We start from the raw sequence: 19,646 nt of genomic DNA, 5'->3' as shown, positions 1-19,646 counted from the left end.
GCGTAACCCAGTTCTCAAACATTATGAATTATTGCGCTATCCATAAACTTGCGTTAAGTATTTCTCCGTGGCATACCGGATAAAAAGGAGAGAATAATGATAGCGATTGAAACACGACAATTAGCCGGAGGCGTCGTACTACATGCCTTCCCGGAAGGGAGACGCGCCGTGCCGCTTCCCTGTGTGGTGTTCTATCATGGCTTCACCTCCTCCAGCCTGGTTTATAGTTATTTTGCCGTTGCCCTGGCACAGGCAGGATTCCGGGTAGTCATGCCGGATGCGCCGGAGCATGGCGCTCGCTTCGGCGGCGACTCACAGGGACGAATACACCGATTCTGGCAGATTCTGCACCAAAACATGCAGGAATTTACGACGTTACGTGCGGCGATTCAGGCGGAAAACTGGCTACTTGACGGGCGGTTGGCGGTGGGCGGCGCATCCATGGGCGGTATGACGGCGCTGGGCATTATGACGCGTCACCGTGAGGTAAAATGCGGGGCCAGTTTAATGGGGTCGGGCTATTTTACCGGGCTCGCCCGGACGCTTTTCCCGCCGTTATCCCCGCAGAACCCAGTACAGCAGGCGGAATTCGACAATATCATCGCGCCGCTACGTGAATGGGAAGTCACACACCAGTTAGAGCGACTGGCCGACAGGCCGCTTCTGTTGTGGCATGGTCAGGAGGATGACGTGGTGCCTGCTATCGAAACCTTCCGGCTCCAGCAGGCACTCGCCGCGGCGAAGCTGGATAAGCATGTGACCTGTTTATGGGCCGCAGGCGTGCGGCATCGCATTACGCCAGAAGCGTTGTCGGCGACGGTAGCGTTTTTCCGACAGCATCTTTAAACGCGGAGTATGCTTACACCCTGGGCTTCAAGCTGTTGCAAAACCTGCGGATTGGCATTTTTGCCGGTAATCAGCATAGCGATCTGATCGGCGCGGCTGAACAGCATTCCCGCGCGCTCGCCAATTTTACTGCTATCGACCAGCGCGACCAGTTTCCCGACGACGCTGAGCATTTTTTGTTCCGCCATGGCGGTTAGCATATCGGTCTTGTACAGGCCATCCGCGGTTAAGCCCTTTCCGCTGGTAAACATCCAGTGGCCAGCATAGAGACTGTTTTCACTTCCCTGCGGGCTCAGGGTAATCGACTGGCTTTTATTATACTGACCACCCATGATAATCACGCTGTCATGCTCTTGATCGATCAGATAATTCGCCAGCGGCAGATAGTTGGTAATGATCTGTACCGGCTTCCCGCACATTTCGCGCCCCAGCAGGAAAGCGGTGGAGCCGCAGTTAATCACTACGCTTTCACCCGGGTTTACCAGCTGCGACGCCGCTTTCGCGATGCGTACTTTTTCATCGTGGTTTTGCGCCTGGTGCAGATTCATCGGCGTCCAGCGGGGCCGCTGTTGGGTAATGGCCTCTGCGCCGTTGCGCACTTTTTTAAGTTTCCCGCTTTCGTCGAGCTTGTTGATGTCGCGGCGCGCTGTCGCCGGGGAGATCCCCAGACGCTCAATCACGTTTTCGACGGTAACAAAGCCCAACTGTGCCAGCATATCCAGCAGTATTTGATGTCTTTGTGCTTCAGTCATGAGCTATTCCGATACAAATTGATTTGAAAAGATGATATTTGAAATAGCCTGGAAATACTAAAGTAAATGGAAAAAATGCCGGGTAATCCCGGCATGATATCGGCTCACAGGAAGGATTTGAACGGTAGATCGGGTTCAATGGTAAAGCAATCGTCAAACCCACGCGGATAGTGGTATTCGAAATTGTCTTTATCCAGCGGCCAGGTAAACTTGCCGCCAACCTGCCAGATAAACGGTTTAAAACCATACTTCAGGCGATCTTTCTTCATTTCCCATAACACGCGGATCTCTTGCGGATCGGCCTGGAAGTTCGACCAGATATCGTGATGGAACGGGATCACCACTTTGGTATTCAGCGATTCCGCCATGCGTAAAATATCCGCGCTGGTCATTTTGTCCGTAATACCGCGCGGGTTTTCACCGTAAGAACCGAGCGCGACATCAATTTGATGTTCGTTGCCGTGTTTCGCGTAGTAGTTGGAATAGTGAGAATCGCCGCTGTGATAGAGATTGCCGCCCGGCGTTTTAAACAGATAGTTAACCGCGCGTACATCCATGCCGTCCGGCAGTACGCCAGCGGCTTTCTGATCGGCGGGCAGGGTGATTAATGCGGTGCGGTCAAAGGCATCAAGCGCATGAATTTCAATATCTTTCACTTTCACGACATCGCCCGGTTTTACCACGATGCAGCGTTCTTTCGGCACGCCCCAGCCAACCCATAAATCCACGCAGGTCTGCGGGCCGATAAACGGAACATCATCGGCGCAATTCTGCATTACGGCAGCCGCGACATTGACGTCAATGTGATCGTTATGGTCATGGGTCGCCAGTACGGCGTCAATTTGACGGATAGCGAAAGGATCGAGAACAAACGGCGTGGTGCGCAGGTTAGGCTGTAATTTTTTGACGCCAGCCATACGCTGCATCTGATGGCCGGTTTTCATCAACGGGTTACCGTGGCTCTGTTTACCGGTACCGCACCAGAAATCGACGCATACGTTAGTGCCGCCTTCAGATTTTAGCCAGATACCGGTACAGCCCAGCCACCACATAGCGAACGTACCCGGCGCGACCTGCTCTTGCTCAATCTCTTCGTTCAGCCAGCTTCCCCACTCCGGAAACGTGCTCAGAATCCATGATTCACGCGTGATGCTTTGTACTTTACTCATCGCATTTACCTTCATGTTTGTTCAAAATAGTTCAAAACGTGATTTGTTTTGATTAATCCTGACACTATTTTCTCAAGAAGGCAATGGGCTATTTTTTGACTTTTGGGTAGAGGAGAACGCAGCCAGAAGAAAACTTAATCTTTTCTGGCGTCATGGGGATGTATTCATCTTTATGATTTTACTTATTTTAATGAAGAAATGAGTTATTTATAAGTAAACCATGTATTAAGTGTGCTAATTATTTGCGCGCTACGTCACATTTAATCAAATTCAATCTTGTTGTGATTACTTTTGAAAATTACAGTGGAGGGACATTATTCTGAGCGCCTGTGACTCAGCAACCTTGTCTACCGGAGATCGTTATGGAGATCCTCTACAACATCTTTACCATTTTTTTTAATCAGGTAATGACCAATGCCCCGCTATTACTGGGTATTGTGACCTGCCTGGGCTATATCCTGCTGCGTAAAAGCGTCAGCGTGATCATCAAAGGGACGATCAAAACCATCATTGGTTTCATGCTGCTACAGGCCGGGTCCGGCATTCTGACCAGCACCTTTAAACCGGTGGTGGCGAAAATGTCTGAGGTCTACGGCATCAACGGCGCGATTTCCGATACCTATGCTTCGATGATGGCAACGATCGAACGGATGGGTGATGCGTATAGTTGGGTAGGCTACGCGGTGTTGCTCGCGCTGGCGCTGAATATTTGTTACGTCTTGTTGCGACGCATTACCGGTATTCGCACCATCATGTTGACCGGGCACATCATGTTCCAGCAGGCGGGGCTGATTGCGGTCTCTTTCTATATCTTCGGCTATTCCATGTGGACCACCATTATCTGCACGGCGATACTGGTTTCCCTGTACTGGGGTATTACCTCCAACATGATGTACAAGCCGACTCAGGAAGTGACGGACGGCTGCGGTTTCTCCATCGGTCACCAGCAGCAGTTTGCTTCCTGGATTGCCTATAAAGTCGCGCCGTTCCTGGGCAAAAAAGAGGAAAGCGTTGAAGACCTCAAACTGCCGGGCTGGCTGAACATTTTCCATGACAACATCGTCTCCACGGCGATTGTAATGACCATCTTCTTTGGTGCCATTCTGCTCTCCTTCGGTATCGACACCGTGCAGGCGATGGCGGGCAAAGTGCACTGGACGGTCTACATCCTGCAAACCGGTTTCTCCTTTGCGGTGGCGATTTTCATTATTACTCAGGGCGTGCGTATGTTTGTCGCCGAGCTCTCTGAAGCGTTTAACGGTATCTCCCAGCGTCTGATTCCGGGCGCAGTACTGGCGATTGACTGCGCCGCTATTTATAGCTTCGCGCCGAACGCGGTGGTCTGGGGCTTTATGTGGGGCACCATCGGTCAGCTGATTGCGGTTGGCATCCTGGTTGCCTGCGGCTCCTCGATCCTGATTATTCCTGGCTTTATCCCGATGTTCTTCTCTAACGCCACTATCGGCGTGTTCGCTAACCACTTCGGCGGCTGGCGTGCGGCGCTGAAGATTTGTCTGGTGATGGGGATGATCGAAATCTTTGGTTGCGTCTGGGCGGTGAAACTCACGGGGATGAGCGCCTGGATGGGTATGGCGGACTGGTCGATTCTGGCACCGCCGATGATGCAGGGCTTCTTCTCCCTCGGTATCGCCTTTATGGCCGTCATCATTGTAATTGCACTGGCTTATATGTTCTTCGCTGGCCGCGCACTGCGCGCAGAAGAAGATGCAGAAAAACAACTGGCAGAACAGTCTGCTTAATAAGGAGTTTTGATTATGACCGTACGTATTCTGGCTGTGTGTGGCAACGGACAGGGCAGTTCCATGATCATGAAAATGAAAGTGGACCAGTTTTTAACCCAATCAAACATTGACCACACGGTAAACAGCTGCGCGGTTGGCGAGTACAAAAGCGAGTTGAGCGGCGCGGATATCATCATCGCTTCTACCCATATTGCGGGCGAAATCACCGTGACCGGCAACAAATATGTGGTTGGCGTGCGTAACATGCTCTCTCCTGCTGACTTCGGCCCGAAACTGCTGGAAGTGATCAAAGAACATTTCCCGCAAGACGTGAAGTAAGGATGCAACATGAAATTACGTGATTCACTGGCGGAGAATAATTCTATCCGCCTGCAGGCTGAAGCGAATACCTGGCAGGAAGCCGTCAAGATCGGCGTCGATTTACTGGTGGCTGCCGACGTGGTGGAGCCGCGCTATTACCAGGCCATTCTCGATGGCGTTGAGCAGTTTGGCCCCTATTTTGTGATTGCCCCCGGCCTGGCGATGCCGCATGGCCGCCCGGAAGAAGGGGTGAAGAAAACCGGTTTTTCGCTGGTGACGCTGAAAAAGCCGCTGGAGTTCAACCACGAAGATAACGACCCGGTCGATATTCTGATCACCATGGCGGCGGTTGATGCCAACACTCACCAGGAAGTGGGCATCATGCAGATCGTCAACCTGTTTGAAGACGAAGCTAATTTTGACCGTTTACGCGCCTGCCGCACCGCGCAGGAAGTCCTGGATCTCATTGACCGCACCAACGCGGCAGCTTAAGAAGGAATTGAAAATGTCATTACCAATGTTGCAGGTCGCGCTGGACAACCAGACTATGGATAGCGCCTATGAAACCACTCGCCTGATTGCCGAAGAAGTCGACATTATCGAAGTGGGCACCATTCTGTGCGTGGGCGAAGGCGTGCGTGCGGTTCGCGATCTGAAAGCGCTTTACCCGCACAAAATCGTGCTGGCGGACGCCAAAATTGCCGATGCCGGTAAAATCCTCTCCCGTATGTGTTTCGAAGCCAACGCGGACTGGGTGACGGTGATTTGCTGTGCGGATATCAACACCGCAAAAGGCGCGCTGGATGTGGCAAAAGAGTTCAACGGCGACGTGCAGATCGAACTGACCGGTTACTGGACCTGGGAACAGGCGCAGCAGTGGCGTGATGCGGGTATTCAGCAGGTGGTTTATCACCGCAGCCGTGACGCGCAGGCCGCAGGCGTGGCGTGGGGTGAAGCGGATATTACCGCGATTAAACGGCTGTCCGATATGGGCTTTAAAGTGACCGTGACCGGCGGACTGGCGCTGGAAGACCTGCCTCTGTTCAAAGGCATTCCGATCCATGTCTTTATCGCGGGGCGCAGCATTCGCGATGCCGAATCGCCGGTAGAAGCCGCACGGCAGTTCAAACGCTCCATTGCCCAACTGTGGGGCTAAGGAGCGGCTATGCTGTCGAAACAAATTCCGCTCGGCATCTATGAAAAAGCGCTCCCTGCCGGGGAGTGCTGGCTGGAGCGCCTGCGGCTGGCGAAAACGCTGGGTTTTGACTTCGTTGAAATGTCGGTGGACGAGACCGACGCCCGACTGGCGCGGCTCGACTGGAGTCGCGAGCAGCGCCTGGCGCTGGTGAGCGCGGTTGCTGAAACCGGCGTGCGTGTGCCGTCCATGTGTCTGAGCGCGCATCGTCGTTTTCCGCTCGGTAGCGAAGATGACGCGGTACGGGCGCAGGGGCTGGAGATTATGCGTAAAGCGATTCAGTTTGCGCAGGACGTCGGGATTCGCGTCATTCAACTGGCGGGGTACGACGTTTACTATCAGCAGGCCAACGACGAAACGCGTTGCCGCTTCCGCGATGGGTTAAAAGAGAGCGTTGATATGGCCAGCCGCGCCCAGGTGACGCTGGCGATGGAGATCATGGACTACCCGCTGATGAATTCCATCAGTAAAGCGCTGGGCTATGCTCACTACCTCAATAACCCGTGGTTCCAGCTCTATCCGGATATCGGCAATCTGTCTGCCTGGGATAACGACGTACAGATGGAGCTACAGGCGGGAATCGGGCATATCGTCGCGGTACACGTCAAAGATACTAAACCCGGCGTGTTCAAAAATGTGCCGTTTGGCGAAGGCGTGGTGGATTTCGAGAGTTGTTTTGCAACGCTCAAACAGAGTGGCTATTGCGGGCCCTATCTGATTGAGATGTGGAGCGAAACAGCAGAGAACCCGGCGGCAGAGGTAGCGAAAGCGCGTGACTGGGTGAAAGCGCGCATGGCCAGCGCCGGTCTGGTGGAGGCGGCATAATGCAAAAGCTCAAGCAGCAGGTATTTGACGCTAACATGGATTTGCCCCGTTATGGGCTGGTGACCTTTACCTGGGGCAACGTCAGCGCTATCGATCGCGAACGCGGGCTGGTGGTGATTAAGCCAAGCGGTGTCGCCTATGAAACCATGAAGGTAGATGACATGGTGGTGGTGGATATGGATGGCAAAGTGGTGGAGGGACGTTATCGTCCTTCTTCCGATACCGCTACCCATCTGGCGCTGTATCAACGCTATCCGTCGCTTGGCGGCGTCGTTCATACCCACTCCACCCACGCCACGGCATGGGCGCAGGCGGGGATGGCTATTCCAGCGCTCGGCACCACGCACGCGGACTATTTCTTTGGCGATATTCCTTGTACCAGAGCGTTAAGCGAAGAAGAAGTGCAGGGCGAGTACGAGCTGAACACCGGCAAGGTGATCATCGAAACGCTGGGCGAGGTGGAACCGCTGCATACGCCAGGCATTGTCGTGTATCAACACGGGCCGTTCGCCTGGGGGAAAGATGCGCACGATGCGGTACATAACGCGGTGGTCATGGAGGAAGTGGCGCGAATGGCGTGGATTGCGCGCGGTATTAACCCGGCGCTGAATCCCATCGACGATTATCTGATGAATAAACACTTCATGCGTAAGCATGGCCCGAATGCGTATTACGGGCAGAAGTGAAGTATGAGCTCCGGAATGTGAATATTATCGGGATGTCACAGGTCTAATTCCGGAGCCATCTTTCCGCGAAAAAAGCCCCCTGCTCAGGGGGCAAATCAACTATGGCTTTTTCGTTGGTTTTCCTGATGCTAGCGATAAATATTCGCGCTGGCGTGTATATTGCCGTTGCTACCCGGTTCCCGGATAAGTATGACGTGATAATACATTGCGTTTCGCACGTCGGCCTCTTCATTCAGCGCCAGATTGGCTTCACTTTCCGTGGCGAAGTTGTGGTTGATGTAGATCACGCCTAAGCTGCGCACATCATCCATATTTCTGGCCTGATGATTATTTAACTCGATGGCTGCCGTTGCCGTTATGCCAGGCAAAAGCGCAGCCAGAAATAACATTATCCGGGCTCGCATAGAGTACCTCCTCAGCAGCGCGGTCTGGTTGGCGATATCCCCCTTTAGTGAATCGCTTCTGGTTTAATTTTAACCATAACCCGCCGCAGAGATGGCGACCTTTTCTGATGCTGTTGTTCAAAAAATTATCGCATTGTCGCTTTTTACCTGATTAACAACCCATTGATGTATGCCGCCATGTTTAAGAAATCCTGTGTGGCAAAAAAGTGCGCTGACCACAGTGTCAATTTCTCTGCCGCAACAGGCTGTTTATAGTGGCATGCGATATGAAGTTAATATCTCAGCAGCAAAATGCGACGGGACAGGCGTTACGTTCGGCACGATAAATAATTGTACAATCACCTTGAGTTTGCCCGCAGGCGCCAGTATTATAACGCGTCATTTTTCAGCCGACCTTTAACACGTTCCTTGCCTCCATGGGCTGCGGCTGACCCAGACAGGAGGCTGAATAATCCGTAAGGAGCAATTCGATGCGTCATTACGAAATCGTTTTTATGGTCCATCCTGACCAGAGCGAACAGGTTCCGGGCATGATCGAGCGTTACTCTGCTGCCATCACTGGCGCAGAAGGCAAGATCCACCGTCTGGAAGACTGGGGCCGCCGTCAGCTGGCTTACCCGATCAACAAGCTGCACAAAGCGCACTACGTTCTGATGAACGTTGAAGCGCCGCAGGAAGTGATCGATGAGCTGGAAACTACCTTCCGCTTCAACGATGCCGTTATCCGCAGCATGGTTATGCGTACTAAGCACGCTGTTACCGAAGCCTCTCCGATGGTTAAAGCGAAAGACGAGCGCCGTGAGCGTCGCGATGATTTCGCTAACGAAACCGCAGATGATGCTGAAGCTGGGGATTCTGAAGAGTAATTTCTGATGACCAACCGTCTGGCGTTGTCCGGCACCGTGTGCAGGGCCCCCCTTCGAAAGGTCAGTCCATCAGGAATTCCGCATTGCCAGTTCGTGCTTGAGCATCGTTCTGTGCAAGAGGAAGCCGGCTTTCACCGGCAGGCGTGGTGCCAAATGCCCGTTATTGTTAGCGGACACGAAAACCAGGCCATTACTCACAGTATAACGGTCGGCAGCCGCATAACCGTTCAGGGGTTTATTTCTTGCCACAAGGCAAAGAACGGTCTGAGCAAAATGGTTCTGCATGCCGAGCAGATTGAATTGATAGATTCTGGAGACTAGCCATATGGCACGTTATTTCCGTCGTCGCAAGTTCTGCCGTTTCACCGCGGAAGGCGTTCAAGAGATCGACTATAAAGATATCGCTACGCTGAAAAACTACATCACCGAAAGCGGTAAGATTGTCCCAAGCCGTATCACCGGTACCCGTGCAAAATACCAGCGTCAGCTGGCTCGCGCTATCAAACGCGCTCGCTACCTGTCTCTGCTGCCGTACACTGATCGCCATCAGTAATCGGTCACGGTCCATTAATACGACTTTGAGAGGATAAGGTAATGCAAGTTATTCTGCTTGATAAAGTAGCAAACCTGGGTAGCCTGGGTGATCAGGTTAACGTTAAAGCGGGCTATGCTCGTAACTTCCTGGTACCAAAGGGTAAAGCTGTTCCGGCTACCAAGAAAAACGTTGAATACTTCGAAGCACGTCGCGCTGAACTGGAAGCTAAACTGGCTGACGTTCTGGCTGCTGCAAATGCACGCGCAGAGAAAATCAACGCCCTGGAAACCGTTACTATCGCGTCTAAAGCAGGCGACGAAGGTAAACTGTTCGGTTCCATCGGTACTCGCGACATCGCTGACGCTGTGACTGCGGCTGGCGTTGACGTGGCTAAGAGCGAAGTTCGTCTGCCGAACGGCGTTCTGCGTACCACTGGCGAACACGAAGTGAACTTCCAGGTTCACAGCGAAGTATTCGCAAAAGTTATCATCAACGTGGTTGCTGAGTAATCAGGCATTCTCGTTTTTGCTAGCAACGAAACGTCGGCCCAGCGCCGACGTTTTGCTTTTTTAACCCCATCGCTTTTCGACTGGCTATCTCCCCCTCTTTTCGCGATAATCAAAAATAAAACATTATTTTAATTTCTTGGTGAAAGAATGGATACCCAACGCCAGGCCTCCCCGTTTGCCCGCAAAAACGTCGTTTATGTGTGTGCCGCATTTTGTTGCCTGCTATGGGGCAGCGCTTATCCAGCCATCAAAAGCGGTTATGACCTCTTTCAGATAGCCACCGACGATATCCCTTCTAAAATTGTTTTTGCTGGTTATCGTTTTTTGTTTGCGGGTGGGTTGCTGCTACTGTTCGCGCTGCTTCAGCGTAAACCGATTGGTCGGTTTCGTCCGCGCCAGTTTGCTCAGTTAACGTTACTGGGGCTGACTCAGACGTCGCTGCAATATCTCTTTTTCTATATCGGCCTTGCGTTCACCTCCGGCGTGAAAGGCTCAATCATGAACGCGACAGGCACATTCTTCAGCGTATTGCTGGCGCACTTTATTTATCAGAACGACCGATTGAGCTACAACAAAACGCTCGGCTGTATTCTGGGCTTTGCGGGCGTCATGGCGGTGAACGTCAGCAACGGCCTGGATTTCAGCTTTAATCTGCCGGGAGAAGGCTCCGTGGTGCTGGCGGCGTTTATTCTTTCTGCGGCCACATTGTATGGCAAACGTCTCTCGCAGACGGTCGATCCGATGGTCATGACTGGCTATCAATTGGGGATTGGCGGTCTGGTACTGGTCATTGGCGGTTACGCTTTTGGCGGTACGCTGACGATACATGGCTTCTCGTCGGTGGCGATTTTAGTCTACCTGACGTTACTCTCGTCGGTCGCTTTTGCGCTATGGAGCATTTTACTCAAATATAACCGCGTGGGGATGATTGCGCCGTTTAACTTTCTGATCCCGGTTTCCGGCGCGGCCCTTTCGGCTATTTTTCTCGGCGAGAATATTCTGGAGTGGAAATACATGATTGCGCTGGTGCTGGTATGTTCGGGGATTTGGTGGGTGAATAAGGTGAAGCGGTAATGCTTCACCTGAACGAATAGGGTACAGGCGGGGTAAGGCGCAGCCGACGTTACTGTGCGCGAATAAAACTGCCGTCAGGCTGACGCGTAAACAGCACCTGTTGACCGTTATCGCCATCTATCGTTAAACCTGTCACCACCCCGCTGGCATTCTGGCGAATTTTAATCATTTGACCATTTTTGAGGTTACTCAGCGGTTTGCCAGCGCCTTCTACCTGCGCCATTGCATAAACGTCTGTCGGGGGCAGCCCGTGGTCACGGAACAGTTGCGCCAGAGTTTTACCAGACTCTACCCGGTACGAGCGCCACTGTTGACCGATGCCGCTATCCTGCTGGAAAGGCTGCGTTTGCGGCTGGTTTTGTTCTTCCGGCTGGCCTTCCTGGATAGGTTCCGGCGCAACGGGCGCCACCTGATCCGGATCGTTTTGCGGCGCGACCAGCTGCGCCTGAAGCTGGGCCTCCGTCGGCGGCTGTGATTGCGATTGCAGATCCAATTGCGCTTCCCGCGTGACGACAGGTGAGTCGCTGGTCTCGCTGGCGGGCAGCAGGAAACCGATCACCAGCACGATAGCGGCAATGATAATGCCACGACGATGCATAGGCGGCAGCGGCTCCATGATGCGAAAATTATCCGGCGCGTGCCAGATTTTCGCCAGGGTTGGTTTTAATTCAAAGCGCCCGGGCATGGTTTACCTCCTGCTCCGCATCTCGTTCCTTAATCATAGAGTATAGATGGCTAACGCTATGATACTGGTAGTGCTATCCGCTTTCGTGACATCAATACGGATAATCTATTGTTTCTTTTTCCCTGCGATTTGTCATCCTCCCTGAGACAAAGTTTTACCAGAAGAAGCGTGGCTGTTATGCTGCCCGCTACTTTTTTGATATCCAATGAAGGAAAAATAATGGCCACCCCGACTTTTGACACTATTGAAGCGCAAGCGAGCTACGGCATTGGTTTGCAGGTAGGGCAGCAGCTCAGCGAATCCGGTCTTGAAGGGCTGTTGCCTGAAGCGCTGGTTGCAGGCATTGCTGATGCGCTGGAAGGTAAACACCCGGCGGTTCCTGTTGATGTGGTGCATCGTGCGCTGCGTGAAATTCATGAGCGTGCGGACGCGGTGCGTCGTGAGCGTTTCAAAGCGATGGCGGCCGAAGGCGTGAAATACCTGGAAGAAAACCGCGAAAAAGACGGTGTGAACAGTACTGAATCTGGTTTACAGTTCCGCGTTCTGACGCATGGTGAAGGCGCGATTCCGGCGCGTACCGACCGCGTACGCGTGCATTACACCGGTAAGCTTATTGATGGCACCGTATTTGACAGCTCCGTCGCGCGCGGCGAACCGGCTGAATTCCCGGTAAATGGCGTGATCGCCGGCTGGATTGAAGCGCTGACTCTGATGCCGGTAGGTTCCAAATGGGAACTGACTATCCCACAGGAGCTGGCCTATGGCGAGCGTGGGGCCGGGGCATCTATTCCGCCATTCAGCACCCTGGTGTTTGAGGTGGAACTGCTGGAAATTCTGTAAGCGCCCCGGGTTTGCCGGATGATGGCGTAAACGCCTTATCCGGCAACCCTGACTTCAGCAGATGCCAATATTTTATTTTGCAAATGGCGTCGTTACGTGTATTTTTGTGAGCTAATTCGCATTATCAAAGTGATATAACACTCATTTTAAACATAAAATTAACATTGTATTTGAATCTGAGTATTCATCCCGCCGATTCTTACCTAATATCGATGAGTCCTGATAACAGGATCGTCGTATCATAGACCAAAGGCCGTAGAGCCCGCACAACACAGACAGGTACAGGAAGAAAAACATGGTAGATCAGGTAAAAGTCGCAGCCGACGAACAGGCTCCGGCTGAACAGTCGCTACGGCGCAATCTTACAAACCGTCATATACAGCTTATCGCTATTGGCGGCGCTATTGGTACCGGTCTGTTTATGGGATCGGGTAAAACGATCAGTCTCGCCGGACCGTCGATCATTTTTGTATATATGATCATCGGTTTTATGCTTTTTTTCGTGATGCGCGCCATGGGGGAATTGCTGCTCTCGAATCTGGAATATAAATCGTTTAGCGATTTTGCGTCCGACCTGCTTGGCCCCTGGGCGGGATATTTCACCGGCTGGACGTACTGGTTTTGCTGGGTGGTGACCGGTATGGCTGACGTGGTGGCGATTACCGCCTACGCGCAGTTCTGGTTTCCCGGCCTTTCCGATTGGGTCGCCTCGCTGGCGGTAGTGATCCTGCTGCTAAGCCTCAACCTCGCCACCGTTAAAATGTTTGGTGAAATGGAATTTTGGTTTGCTATGGTCAAAATCGTCGCCATCGTGGCGTTGATTGTGGTCGGGCTGGTGATGATTGCGATGCACTTTAAATCGCCGACCGGCGTTGAAGCCTCTTTCGCGCATCTGTGGAATGACGGCGGCTGGTTCCCGAAAGGTATTAGCGGGTTCTTTGCTGGTTTCCAGATTGCGGTGTTCGCCTTCGTGGGCATTGAGCTGGTCGGTACTACCGCCGCTGAAACTAAAGATCCGGAAAAATCGCTGCCGCGCGCGATTAACTCAATACCGATCCGTATCATCATGTTCTACGTCTTTGCGCTGATTGTCATTATGTCGGTGACGCCGTGGAGTTCCGTGGTGCCGGATAAGAGCCCGTTTGTTGAGCTGTTTGTACTGGTGGGTCTGCCTGCCGCCGCGAGCGTGATCAACTTTGTCGTGCTGACCTCGGCGGCGTCTTCCGCCAACAGCGGCGTCTTCTCGACCAGCCGTATGCTGTTTGGCCTGGCGCAAGAAGGCGTGGCGCCAAAAGCGTTCGCTAAGCTATCGAAACGCGCGGTACCGGCGAAAGGCCTGACCTTCTCCTGTATCTGCCTGCTGGGCGGCGTGGTTATGCTGATGGTCAACCCGAGCGTGATTGGCGCATTCACCATGATCACTACGGTTTCGGCTATCCTGTTTATGTTTGTCTGGACCATCATTCTGTGTTCATACCTGGTGTACCGCAAAAAGCGTCCCCACCTGCATGAAAAATCCATCTATAAGATGCCACTCGGTAAGCTGATGTGCTGGGTCTGTATGGCGTTCTTTGCGTTCGTGCTGGTATTACTGACGCTGGAAGACGATACGCGCCAGGCGCTGATCGTGACGCCGCTGTGGTTTATCGCGTTGGGTCTGGGCTGGCTGTTGATAGGTAAGAAACGGATGGCGGGAATGCGTTAATTGTTTTGCCCGGTGGCGCTGGCGCTTACCGGGCTTACAGCGTAGCGTTGATTTGTAGGCCGGATAAGGCGCAGTTTACAGCCGCCATCCGGCAAAATGCCCGGCTGGTGATTATTCCCCGGCCAGCGCGCGTGGGAACAGCACGTTATTCTCCAGGCTGATGTGCTCCATCAGATCATCAATCATCTCATTAATGCCGTTATACATCGCTTTCCAGGTGGTACAGGCTTCTGGCGGCGGCGTTACATTTTGGGTGACGTGTTTGATGACGTCTACCAGCTCTCCCGCCTCGTCATGCTCGCTTTCCATTACGCTTATCGGGCCCGTTGCCTGGCGACCCATACCCTGTTTGATCATTGGGAACAGGATCTGTTCTTCTTTCATCATATGGCTGGAAAGCTCTTCATGCAGCGCAGTGAGATATTTTGTCAGGCCGCGTGGGACGTTTGGCTTATCCGCGTGGACGCGTTCCACTTTGGTTGCCTGCAGGATAAGCTCCGGCAGTTGTTCGCGGTGTCGGTCATGATAGCGCACCACGATATGGTCAATAATGTCCGCCAGCGGAACGGCGCGCCAGTCTTTTTCGATGGGCTGTTCAGCCAACTGCGCGAGTTGCGCTTCAATAATGTCAATATCGACGTCGTGACGCGCGGCGGCGCGCGCCAGCGTCTGTTTTCCGCCGCAGCAGTAATCCATATCGTACTGGCGAAACAGCGCCGATGCGCGGGGAATAGAGAGCGCCAGTTCGCCTAAAGGTTGATCGCGATAAGCCATAGCCGTTACCTCATTTGCAATAATATAAGTTGTATTTTAAATGCATCTTTAAGGCGAGGCTATAACTCTTTCGGGGTGCGTATAATTTAAGCGAGTATGAAATTAGCGTTCCGTGACCGGAACGACGGTCGCTTTTTCCGGTTTCGCTCTCACGGCAATGACCACGCCCGCTACCAGGAGCGCAATGCCGCTTAACGTCAGGAATGGCGGGATTTCCTGGCGCAGAATGAAGGTATAGAGCAGTCCCGCCAGCGTCTCAAAAACAATCAGCGGCCCTAAAATAACGGTTGGCAATTTTTGGCTGGCGATATTCCAGCACAGCGCGCCCACCCAGGAACACAGCACCGCGATGGCGATCATCAGACCGATAAACAGCGCGGGATGCGGGCCAAAGGGCAGGGTAAACAGCGGTTTCTGGATACTCAGCCACAGACAGACCGCCGCATAGCCGATTAACGAGACCGGCAGCGTAACCAGCGCCTGCGCCGTTGCCCACATCATGGGATGTTTGTCGGGATTTTCCCGCAGCCAGCGGGCGTTGCGCAGCGCATACCATGCCCAGCACGCTACGGAAATCAGCGCCAGCACAATGCCTGAACCATAGCGCCAGCCGCTAACATCGGACAATCCCTGGCTAAGTTCAGCAATATTGACGCACAGCAGGCCAAAACCGATAAGCGCCAGCGCGGGCGCTAAACGCCGCCAGGATAATCTGCCGTCTCGTTGGCTATAGAGAATGTTAGCGAAAAGCGGAATGACGACCGGCAATGTCCCGATGATCATCGTCGACACCGGCGCGCCGGTTCGCTGAATGGCGCTGGCGAGGCAGGCGTAATAGATTACATTGCCCATCAGAGTCAGCGACAGGGCGGTGAACCAGTCTTTGCGCGTCAACTGGCGTAACCGCGTGCGGCCTAACCAGGCAATCGGCAGGGCAATCAGCCCCAGCGCCAGATAGCGCCCCATTGACTGTAAGAGGGCCGGGTAATCCGGCACGATTAACGGGCCGACGAAAATCAATCCCCACATTAGCCCTGCCAGCAGGGCGTATAGCACGCCGCTAATCATCAGATTCTCCTCATAAACCGTTCTGCCATTATCAGAGAAGGTCTATGAGGATGCTACATAAATTAACTAAATTTTAACACTTACAGTACGGAGCGAAGGCTTTCTGTGAGCCTCGTCGTCGGGCGACCGATGAGTTTACGCAGCGTATGGCTGTCATCAAACAGGCCGCCTTTCGCCGCGCCAGCGTCAGAATTGGCCAACATATCCGCCAGTCCGTCAGGCAGGCCTGCGCCTTTCAGCGCGGCGGCAAAATCGACTTCGCTCAGGTTCTGGTAGACGATTTTTTTTCCGCTCTGATGAGTAAGTTCATCCGCCAACTGGCGTAATGTCCAGGCGCCATCACCCGCCAGCTCGTAGACATTCCCGGCGTGACCCTCTTCACGGATGACGCGCGCGGCGGCGGCGGCATAGTCAGCGCGCATTGCGGAGGCGATTTTCCCTTCTCCCGCCGCGCCAATAAAGACGCCATGTTTCAGCGCGGCAGGGACGCTCGCCAGGTAGTTTTCCGTATACCAGCCGTTACGTAATAGCGTGTGAGGAATACCTGACTCAGCCAGCATCTTTTCCGTTTCAATATGTTCATCGGTGAGCGCCAGCGGCGATTTATCCGCATGTAGCAGGCTGGTATAGGCGATGAATTTCACCTTCGCGGCAATGGCGGCCTGAATAACGTTGCGGTGCTGCGCGGTGCGTTGTCCCACTTCGCTGGATGATATAAGCAGCAGTTTATCAACGCCCTGTAAGGCGGTGGTCAGCGCGGCTTCGTTAGCGTAATCCGCCTGGCGAACGGCAATCCCGCGCTGACTGAGCGGGGCGGCTTTTTTCGGGTTACGGACGATCGCGATGAGGTGACTGGCGGGCGTCGTTTTTAGCAGGTTTTCAATAACGTGTTGGCCCAGTTGGCCTGTTGCGCCAGTGATAGCAATCATGGTGAACTCCTCAGTGTTGGTCTTGTGTTTTATTACGCTACCACCTAAACTTACTTTTAGTAAGTACGTACAAAAAGGTAAGTATCAATGCGCGCTCATACTCTTTCCCGGCAGTTGCGTGAAGGCAATCTCTTTGCTGAACAGTGCCCGTCCCGTGAGGTGTTAAAACATGTCACCAGTCGCTGGGGCGTACTGATTCTGGTCGCGTTACGCGACGGTACACACCGTTTTAGCGACCTGCGCCGCAAGATGGGAGGCGTGAGTGAAAAGATGCTGGCGCAGTCGTTACAGGCGCTTGAACAGGACGGATTTCTCAACCGGGTGTCATATCCAGTTGTTCCGCCGCATGTGGAGTACAGCCTGACGCCGCTTGGCGAGCAGGTGAGTGATAAAGTCGCCGCGCTGGCGGACTGGATAGAACTGAATTTGCCCCAGGTATTGGCGCAGCGGGACCGTTTATCAGATGGCGGCTAGCGCTTTATTCGGCCTGCCAGTCAGGCCGAATAAACGCAGCGCCATACGGGACACACGTTACTTGCTTAAATCCACCTGATAAATGGCAAAACCGATATCATCGACGGCAACCTTCTTCATCGGATACTGCCCTTTCGCTTTAATGAAGGCAGCGGCTTTATCGCCTGGCGATGTTTCAAAGCGGATATCCAGCGCCGTATCGCTGTGGATTGGCGCCAGACGCCAGTTATTATCCGCCGCCGGATGGATTTCGCCCGCGCGTTTTGACTCTGCGCCAATCCATGCCGCCAGCACGGCGCGATTTTCATCCGGAGACGCAAAGGCGATATGGCTGTCGCCCGTGCCGGCAAACTTGCCGCCGTAAGCGCGATAGTTATTCGTGGCGACCAGGAACGTAGCGTTCGGGTCGACAGGCTTACCCTTAAAGGTCAGGTTTTTAATACGTTCTGCCTGCGGATTCACCATCTGACATTCGCCATCATAGCGGGCGGGCTGTGACACATCGATTTGATAATTCACGCCGTCAATGACATCGAAATTATAGGTGCGAAAGCCATCCCAATTGATCAACGATTGCGGTTTGTTGCTGTGAATATCAATTTGATTAAACTGTCCGGCAGAACATTCCAGCCACTCTTTTACCTCCTTGCCGCTGGCTTTCACCACCACCAGCGTATTCGGATAGAGATAAAGATCGGCGGCGTTACGGAAGGTCAACTGGCCTTTTTCCACCTCGACAAAACTGGCAGGATCGTTCTTACGCCCGCCAACTTTAAACGGCGCGGCGGCGGACAGCACCGGCAGTTTCGCCAGATCCGGATCGCCCTGAATAAAGTGTTCCACATACGCTTTTTGCGCGTTATTCACCACCTGTACGGTAGGATCGTCCTGCACCAGAGCAAGATAACTGTACATGTTATCGGCGGATTTACCGATGGGCTTGCTGACAAACTCGCGGGTGGCATCGTGATCGGCTTTCAGAATACCGACCAGCTTACTGTCTTCCGCTGCCAGCGACTTTTTAGCGGCGGCGTCGTAAATAGGCCGCGCTTCCGCTTTCGCCTGCGTAACCTGCCATTTGCCGCTGTCGTTATTGAGCGCCAGATCGACCACTCCCAGATGGTCGCCCCACATGCCAGGCATTACCGCAGGAATGCCGTTAAGCGTACCTTTGGCGATATCCGCGCCTTTGATGTCGGCAAAATCTTTACCGGGGAAGACGGCGTGAGCGTGGCCAAACATAATCGCGTCGACGCCGGGAACTTCGCTGAGGTAATAAACCGAGTTTTCCGCCATGCTGTGGTACGGATCGGCAGAAAGGCCTGAATGAGCAATGACTACCACGATATCTGCGCCTTTCTCGCGCATTTCGGGCACATATTTCCGGGCGGTTTCCGTAATGTCATTGACGGTAACTTTGCCGCTCAGGTTCGCTTTATCCCAAATCATGATTTGCGGCGGGACAAAGCCGATATAGCCGATTTTAAGAGTTTGCGGGTTGCCGTCTTTATCAATAACGTTCGTCTCTTTAATCAGATAAGGCGTAAAGAGCGGCTTTTGGGTTTTAACGTCGATAATATTGGCGTTAACATAAGGGAATTTCGCGCCAGCCAGCGCGTTATGCAGATAGTCCAGACCATAATTAAACTCATGGTTGCCGAGGTTTCCAACCGCGTAATCCAGAGTGTTGAGCGCTTTATAGACCGGGTGAATATCACCGTTTTTGAGCCCTTTTGCCGCCATATAATCGCCCAGAGGGCTCCCCTGAATCAGGTCGCCGTTATCCACCAGCACGCTGTTTTTGACTTCATTTCGGGCGGCATGAATCAAACTTGCGGTACGTACCAATCCGAATTTTTCGGTTGCGGTATCCTTGTAATAATCGAAATCCATCATGTTGCTATGTAAATCAGTAGTTTCCATGATACGGAGATCGACGGTGGCCGCATTCACGCTGGCGGCGATCAGCGTAGCCAGAAGCGTTGCACTAAACTTAATCATCAGAGGCACCTTTTAAGAACGCAATAGAAAAGCCGGATAGTGAAAAATAGCGATGATAAACAGTGAAACCCGATATCGTTCCGACCGTCGCCAGAAGAAGGCGAAACCGCTCCATCCGGCCGATTTTTTGCGAGTGTTCACAGAAGGGTGAATCATGCCATGAAAGGTATTATCAAAACCGCTGACGGTATCACAGTTGGCGGAACCCTTAACGATCGGGTATAAGTAAAACAACGAGTTAACGCC

The 19,646-nt window shown here is 53.0% G+C and carries 24 protein-coding genes; 16 read left to right on the top strand and 8 right to left on the bottom strand.

Annotation, left to right across the window (positions count from 1 at the left end):
- Positions 1 to 96 precede the first annotated feature (96 nt).
- Positions 97 to 846 (top strand): esterase, encoded by a 750-nt coding sequence (gene yjfP, locus J4650_RS12900; RefSeq protein WP_000560313.1) that lies wholly within the window; start codon positions 97 to 99, stop codon positions 844 to 846.
- On the opposite strand, the gene ulaR is transcribed toward yjfP, so the two are convergent.
- Both ulaR and ulaG read right to left on the bottom strand, forming a co-directional pair.
- Complete coding sequence (gene ulaR / locus J4650_RS12895) at positions 843 to 1,598, bottom strand: HTH-type transcriptional regulator UlaR (RefSeq protein ID WP_000133618.1); 756 nt, start codon at positions 1,596 to 1,598, stop codon at positions 843 to 845. The genes yjfP and ulaR overlap by 4 nt on opposite strands.
- Positions 1,599 to 1,702: 104 nt before the next feature.
- Positions 1,703 to 2,767 carry an L-ascorbate 6-phosphate lactonase gene (gene ulaG, locus J4650_RS12890; RefSeq protein WP_000049161.1) on the bottom strand — a complete coding sequence of 355 codons (1,065 nt, stop codon included), beginning with the start codon at positions 2,765 to 2,767 and terminating at the stop codon, positions 1,703 to 1,705.
- A 362-nt stretch (positions 2,768 to 3,129) separates the two neighbouring features.
- Here ulaG and ulaA point away from each other — a divergent pair, with 362 nt between their 5' ends.
- From ulaA to J4650_RS12860, 6 genes are read left to right on the top strand one after another with little or no spacing between them, the layout of a single operon-like run.
- Entirely contained in the window at positions 3,130 to 4,527 is a 1,398-nt protein-coding gene (gene ulaA, locus J4650_RS12885) for a PTS ascorbate transporter subunit IIC (protein WP_000404876.1), read from the top strand.
- A 15-nt stretch (positions 4,528 to 4,542) separates the two neighbouring features.
- Complete coding sequence (gene ulaB / locus J4650_RS12880; protein WP_000218362.1) at positions 4,543 to 4,848, top strand: PTS ascorbate transporter subunit IIB; 306 nt, start codon at positions 4,543 to 4,545, stop codon at positions 4,846 to 4,848.
- Between the two features lie 9 nt (positions 4,849 to 4,857).
- Positions 4,858 to 5,322, top strand: a complete 465-nt coding sequence (gene ulaC, locus J4650_RS12875; protein ID WP_000776531.1) for a PTS ascorbate transporter subunit IIA — start codon at positions 4,858 to 4,860, stop codon at positions 5,320 to 5,322.
- Positions 5,323 to 5,335: 13 nt separating this feature from the next.
- A complete protein-coding gene (gene ulaD / locus J4650_RS12870) occupies positions 5,336 to 5,986 on the top strand; it encodes a 3-keto-L-gulonate-6-phosphate decarboxylase UlaD (protein WP_000056761.1) in 651 nt (216 codons plus the stop codon).
- A 9-nt stretch (positions 5,987 to 5,995) separates the two neighbouring features.
- Positions 5,996 to 6,850 (top strand): L-ribulose-5-phosphate 3-epimerase UlaE, encoded by an 855-nt coding sequence (gene ulaE / locus J4650_RS12865; RefSeq protein WP_000949531.1) that lies wholly within the window; start codon positions 5,996 to 5,998, stop codon positions 6,848 to 6,850.
- Positions 6,850 to 7,536: an L-ribulose-5-phosphate 4-epimerase gene (locus tag J4650_RS12860; protein WP_001170771.1), complete on the top strand. Its 687-nt coding sequence runs from the start codon at positions 6,850 to 6,852 to the stop codon at positions 7,534 to 7,536. The genes ulaE and J4650_RS12860 overlap by 1 nt, the downstream gene beginning before the upstream one ends.
- A gap of 128 nt (positions 7,537 to 7,664) precedes the next feature.
- Here J4650_RS12860 and yjfY read toward each other — a convergent pair whose 3' ends face one another.
- The gene (gene yjfY, locus J4650_RS12855; RefSeq protein ID WP_001529484.1) at positions 7,665 to 7,940 is read right to left on the bottom strand and encodes a DUF1471 family protein YjfY; all 276 of its coding nucleotides are present in this window, start codon (positions 7,938 to 7,940) and stop codon (positions 7,665 to 7,667) included.
- 193 nt (positions 7,941 to 8,133) lie between these two features.
- On the opposite strand from yjfY, the gene J4650_RS12850 reads away from it, so the two are divergent.
- The 6 genes from J4650_RS12850 to J4650_RS12825 all read left to right on the top strand — a co-directional run bounded on the left by J4650_RS12850 (position 8,134) and on the right by J4650_RS12825 (position 10,924).
- The gene (locus J4650_RS12850) at positions 8,134 to 8,340 is read left to right on the top strand and encodes a hypothetical protein (protein ID WP_001541376.1); all 207 of its coding nucleotides are present in this window, start codon (positions 8,134 to 8,136) and stop codon (positions 8,338 to 8,340) included.
- A gap of 70 nt (positions 8,341 to 8,410) precedes the next feature.
- The gene (rpsF, locus tag J4650_RS12845) at positions 8,411 to 8,806 is read left to right on the top strand and encodes a 30S ribosomal protein S6 (RefSeq protein ID WP_001216673.1); all 396 of its coding nucleotides are present in this window, start codon (positions 8,411 to 8,413) and stop codon (positions 8,804 to 8,806) included.
- Positions 8,807 to 8,812: 6 nt separating this feature from the next.
- A complete protein-coding gene (gene priB, locus J4650_RS12840) occupies positions 8,813 to 9,127 on the top strand; it encodes a primosomal replication protein N (RefSeq protein ID WP_001519453.1) in 315 nt (104 codons plus the stop codon).
- A gap of 4 nt (positions 9,128 to 9,131) precedes the next feature.
- Positions 9,132 to 9,359, top strand: coding sequence for a 30S ribosomal protein S18 (gene rpsR, locus J4650_RS12835; RefSeq protein ID WP_000135199.1), 228 nt, complete (start codon positions 9,132 to 9,134; stop codon positions 9,357 to 9,359).
- Between the two features lie 41 nt (positions 9,360 to 9,400).
- The gene (rplI, locus tag J4650_RS12830; RefSeq protein ID WP_001196059.1) at positions 9,401 to 9,850 is read left to right on the top strand and encodes a 50S ribosomal protein L9; all 450 of its coding nucleotides are present in this window, start codon (positions 9,401 to 9,403) and stop codon (positions 9,848 to 9,850) included.
- Between the two features lie 147 nt (positions 9,851 to 9,997).
- Complete coding sequence (locus tag J4650_RS12825; RefSeq protein WP_000381066.1) at positions 9,998 to 10,924, top strand: DMT family transporter; 927 nt, start codon at positions 9,998 to 10,000, stop codon at positions 10,922 to 10,924.
- Positions 10,925 to 10,973: 49 nt separating this feature from the next.
- Here J4650_RS12825 and J4650_RS12820 read toward each other — a convergent pair whose 3' ends face one another.
- Positions 10,974 to 11,609, bottom strand: a complete 636-nt coding sequence (locus J4650_RS12820; protein WP_001119448.1) for an OapA family protein — start codon at positions 11,607 to 11,609, stop codon at positions 10,974 to 10,976.
- 219 nt (positions 11,610 to 11,828) lie between these two features.
- On the opposite strand from J4650_RS12820, the gene fklB reads away from it, so the two are divergent.
- Complete coding sequence (fklB, locus tag J4650_RS12815) at positions 11,829 to 12,449, top strand: FKBP-type peptidyl-prolyl cis-trans isomerase (protein WP_023993520.1); 621 nt, start codon at positions 11,829 to 11,831, stop codon at positions 12,447 to 12,449.
- 295 nt (positions 12,450 to 12,744) lie between these two features.
- Entirely contained in the window at positions 12,745 to 14,154 is a 1,410-nt protein-coding gene (gene cycA, locus J4650_RS12810; protein ID WP_000228322.1) for a D-serine/D-alanine/glycine transporter, read from the top strand.
- A 111-nt stretch (positions 14,155 to 14,265) separates the two neighbouring features.
- On the opposite strand, the gene ytfE is transcribed toward cycA, so the two are convergent.
- The 3 genes from ytfE to J4650_RS12795 form a co-directional block, all read right to left on the bottom strand.
- On the bottom strand, positions 14,266 to 14,928 hold the full coding sequence (gene ytfE, locus J4650_RS12805; protein WP_000331471.1) for an iron-sulfur cluster repair protein YtfE: 663 nt from the start codon (positions 14,926 to 14,928) through the stop codon (positions 14,266 to 14,268).
- Positions 14,929 to 15,030: 102 nt separating this feature from the next.
- Positions 15,031 to 15,996 carry a DMT family transporter gene (locus tag J4650_RS12800; RefSeq protein ID WP_000623273.1) on the bottom strand — a complete coding sequence of 322 codons (966 nt, stop codon included), beginning with the start codon at positions 15,994 to 15,996 and terminating at the stop codon, positions 15,031 to 15,033.
- 80 nt (positions 15,997 to 16,076) lie between these two features.
- Positions 16,077 to 16,925 (bottom strand): SDR family oxidoreductase, encoded by an 849-nt coding sequence (locus tag J4650_RS12795; RefSeq protein ID WP_023993519.1) that lies wholly within the window; start codon positions 16,923 to 16,925, stop codon positions 16,077 to 16,079.
- Between the two features lie 87 nt (positions 16,926 to 17,012).
- Between J4650_RS12795 and J4650_RS12790 the strand changes: the two genes are divergently transcribed.
- The gene (locus J4650_RS12790) at positions 17,013 to 17,399 is read left to right on the top strand and encodes a helix-turn-helix domain-containing protein (RefSeq protein WP_001201295.1); all 387 of its coding nucleotides are present in this window, start codon (positions 17,013 to 17,015) and stop codon (positions 17,397 to 17,399) included.
- A 57-nt stretch (positions 17,400 to 17,456) separates the two neighbouring features.
- On the opposite strand, the gene J4650_RS12785 is transcribed toward J4650_RS12790, so the two are convergent.
- The gene (locus tag J4650_RS12785; protein WP_023993518.1) at positions 17,457 to 19,400 is read right to left on the bottom strand and encodes a bifunctional 2',3'-cyclic-nucleotide 2'-phosphodiesterase/3'-nucleotidase; all 1,944 of its coding nucleotides are present in this window, start codon (positions 19,398 to 19,400) and stop codon (positions 17,457 to 17,459) included.
- Positions 19,401 to 19,646: the final 246 nt, after the last annotated feature.

Origin of the sequence: Salmonella sp. 32120201201600049SM (assembly GCF_017572835.1) — a bacterium.
Classification (GTDB): domain Bacteria; phylum Pseudomonadota; class Gammaproteobacteria; order Enterobacterales; family Enterobacteriaceae; genus Salmonella; species Salmonella enterica.
This window is presented reverse-complemented; position numbering and strand designations above follow the sequence as displayed.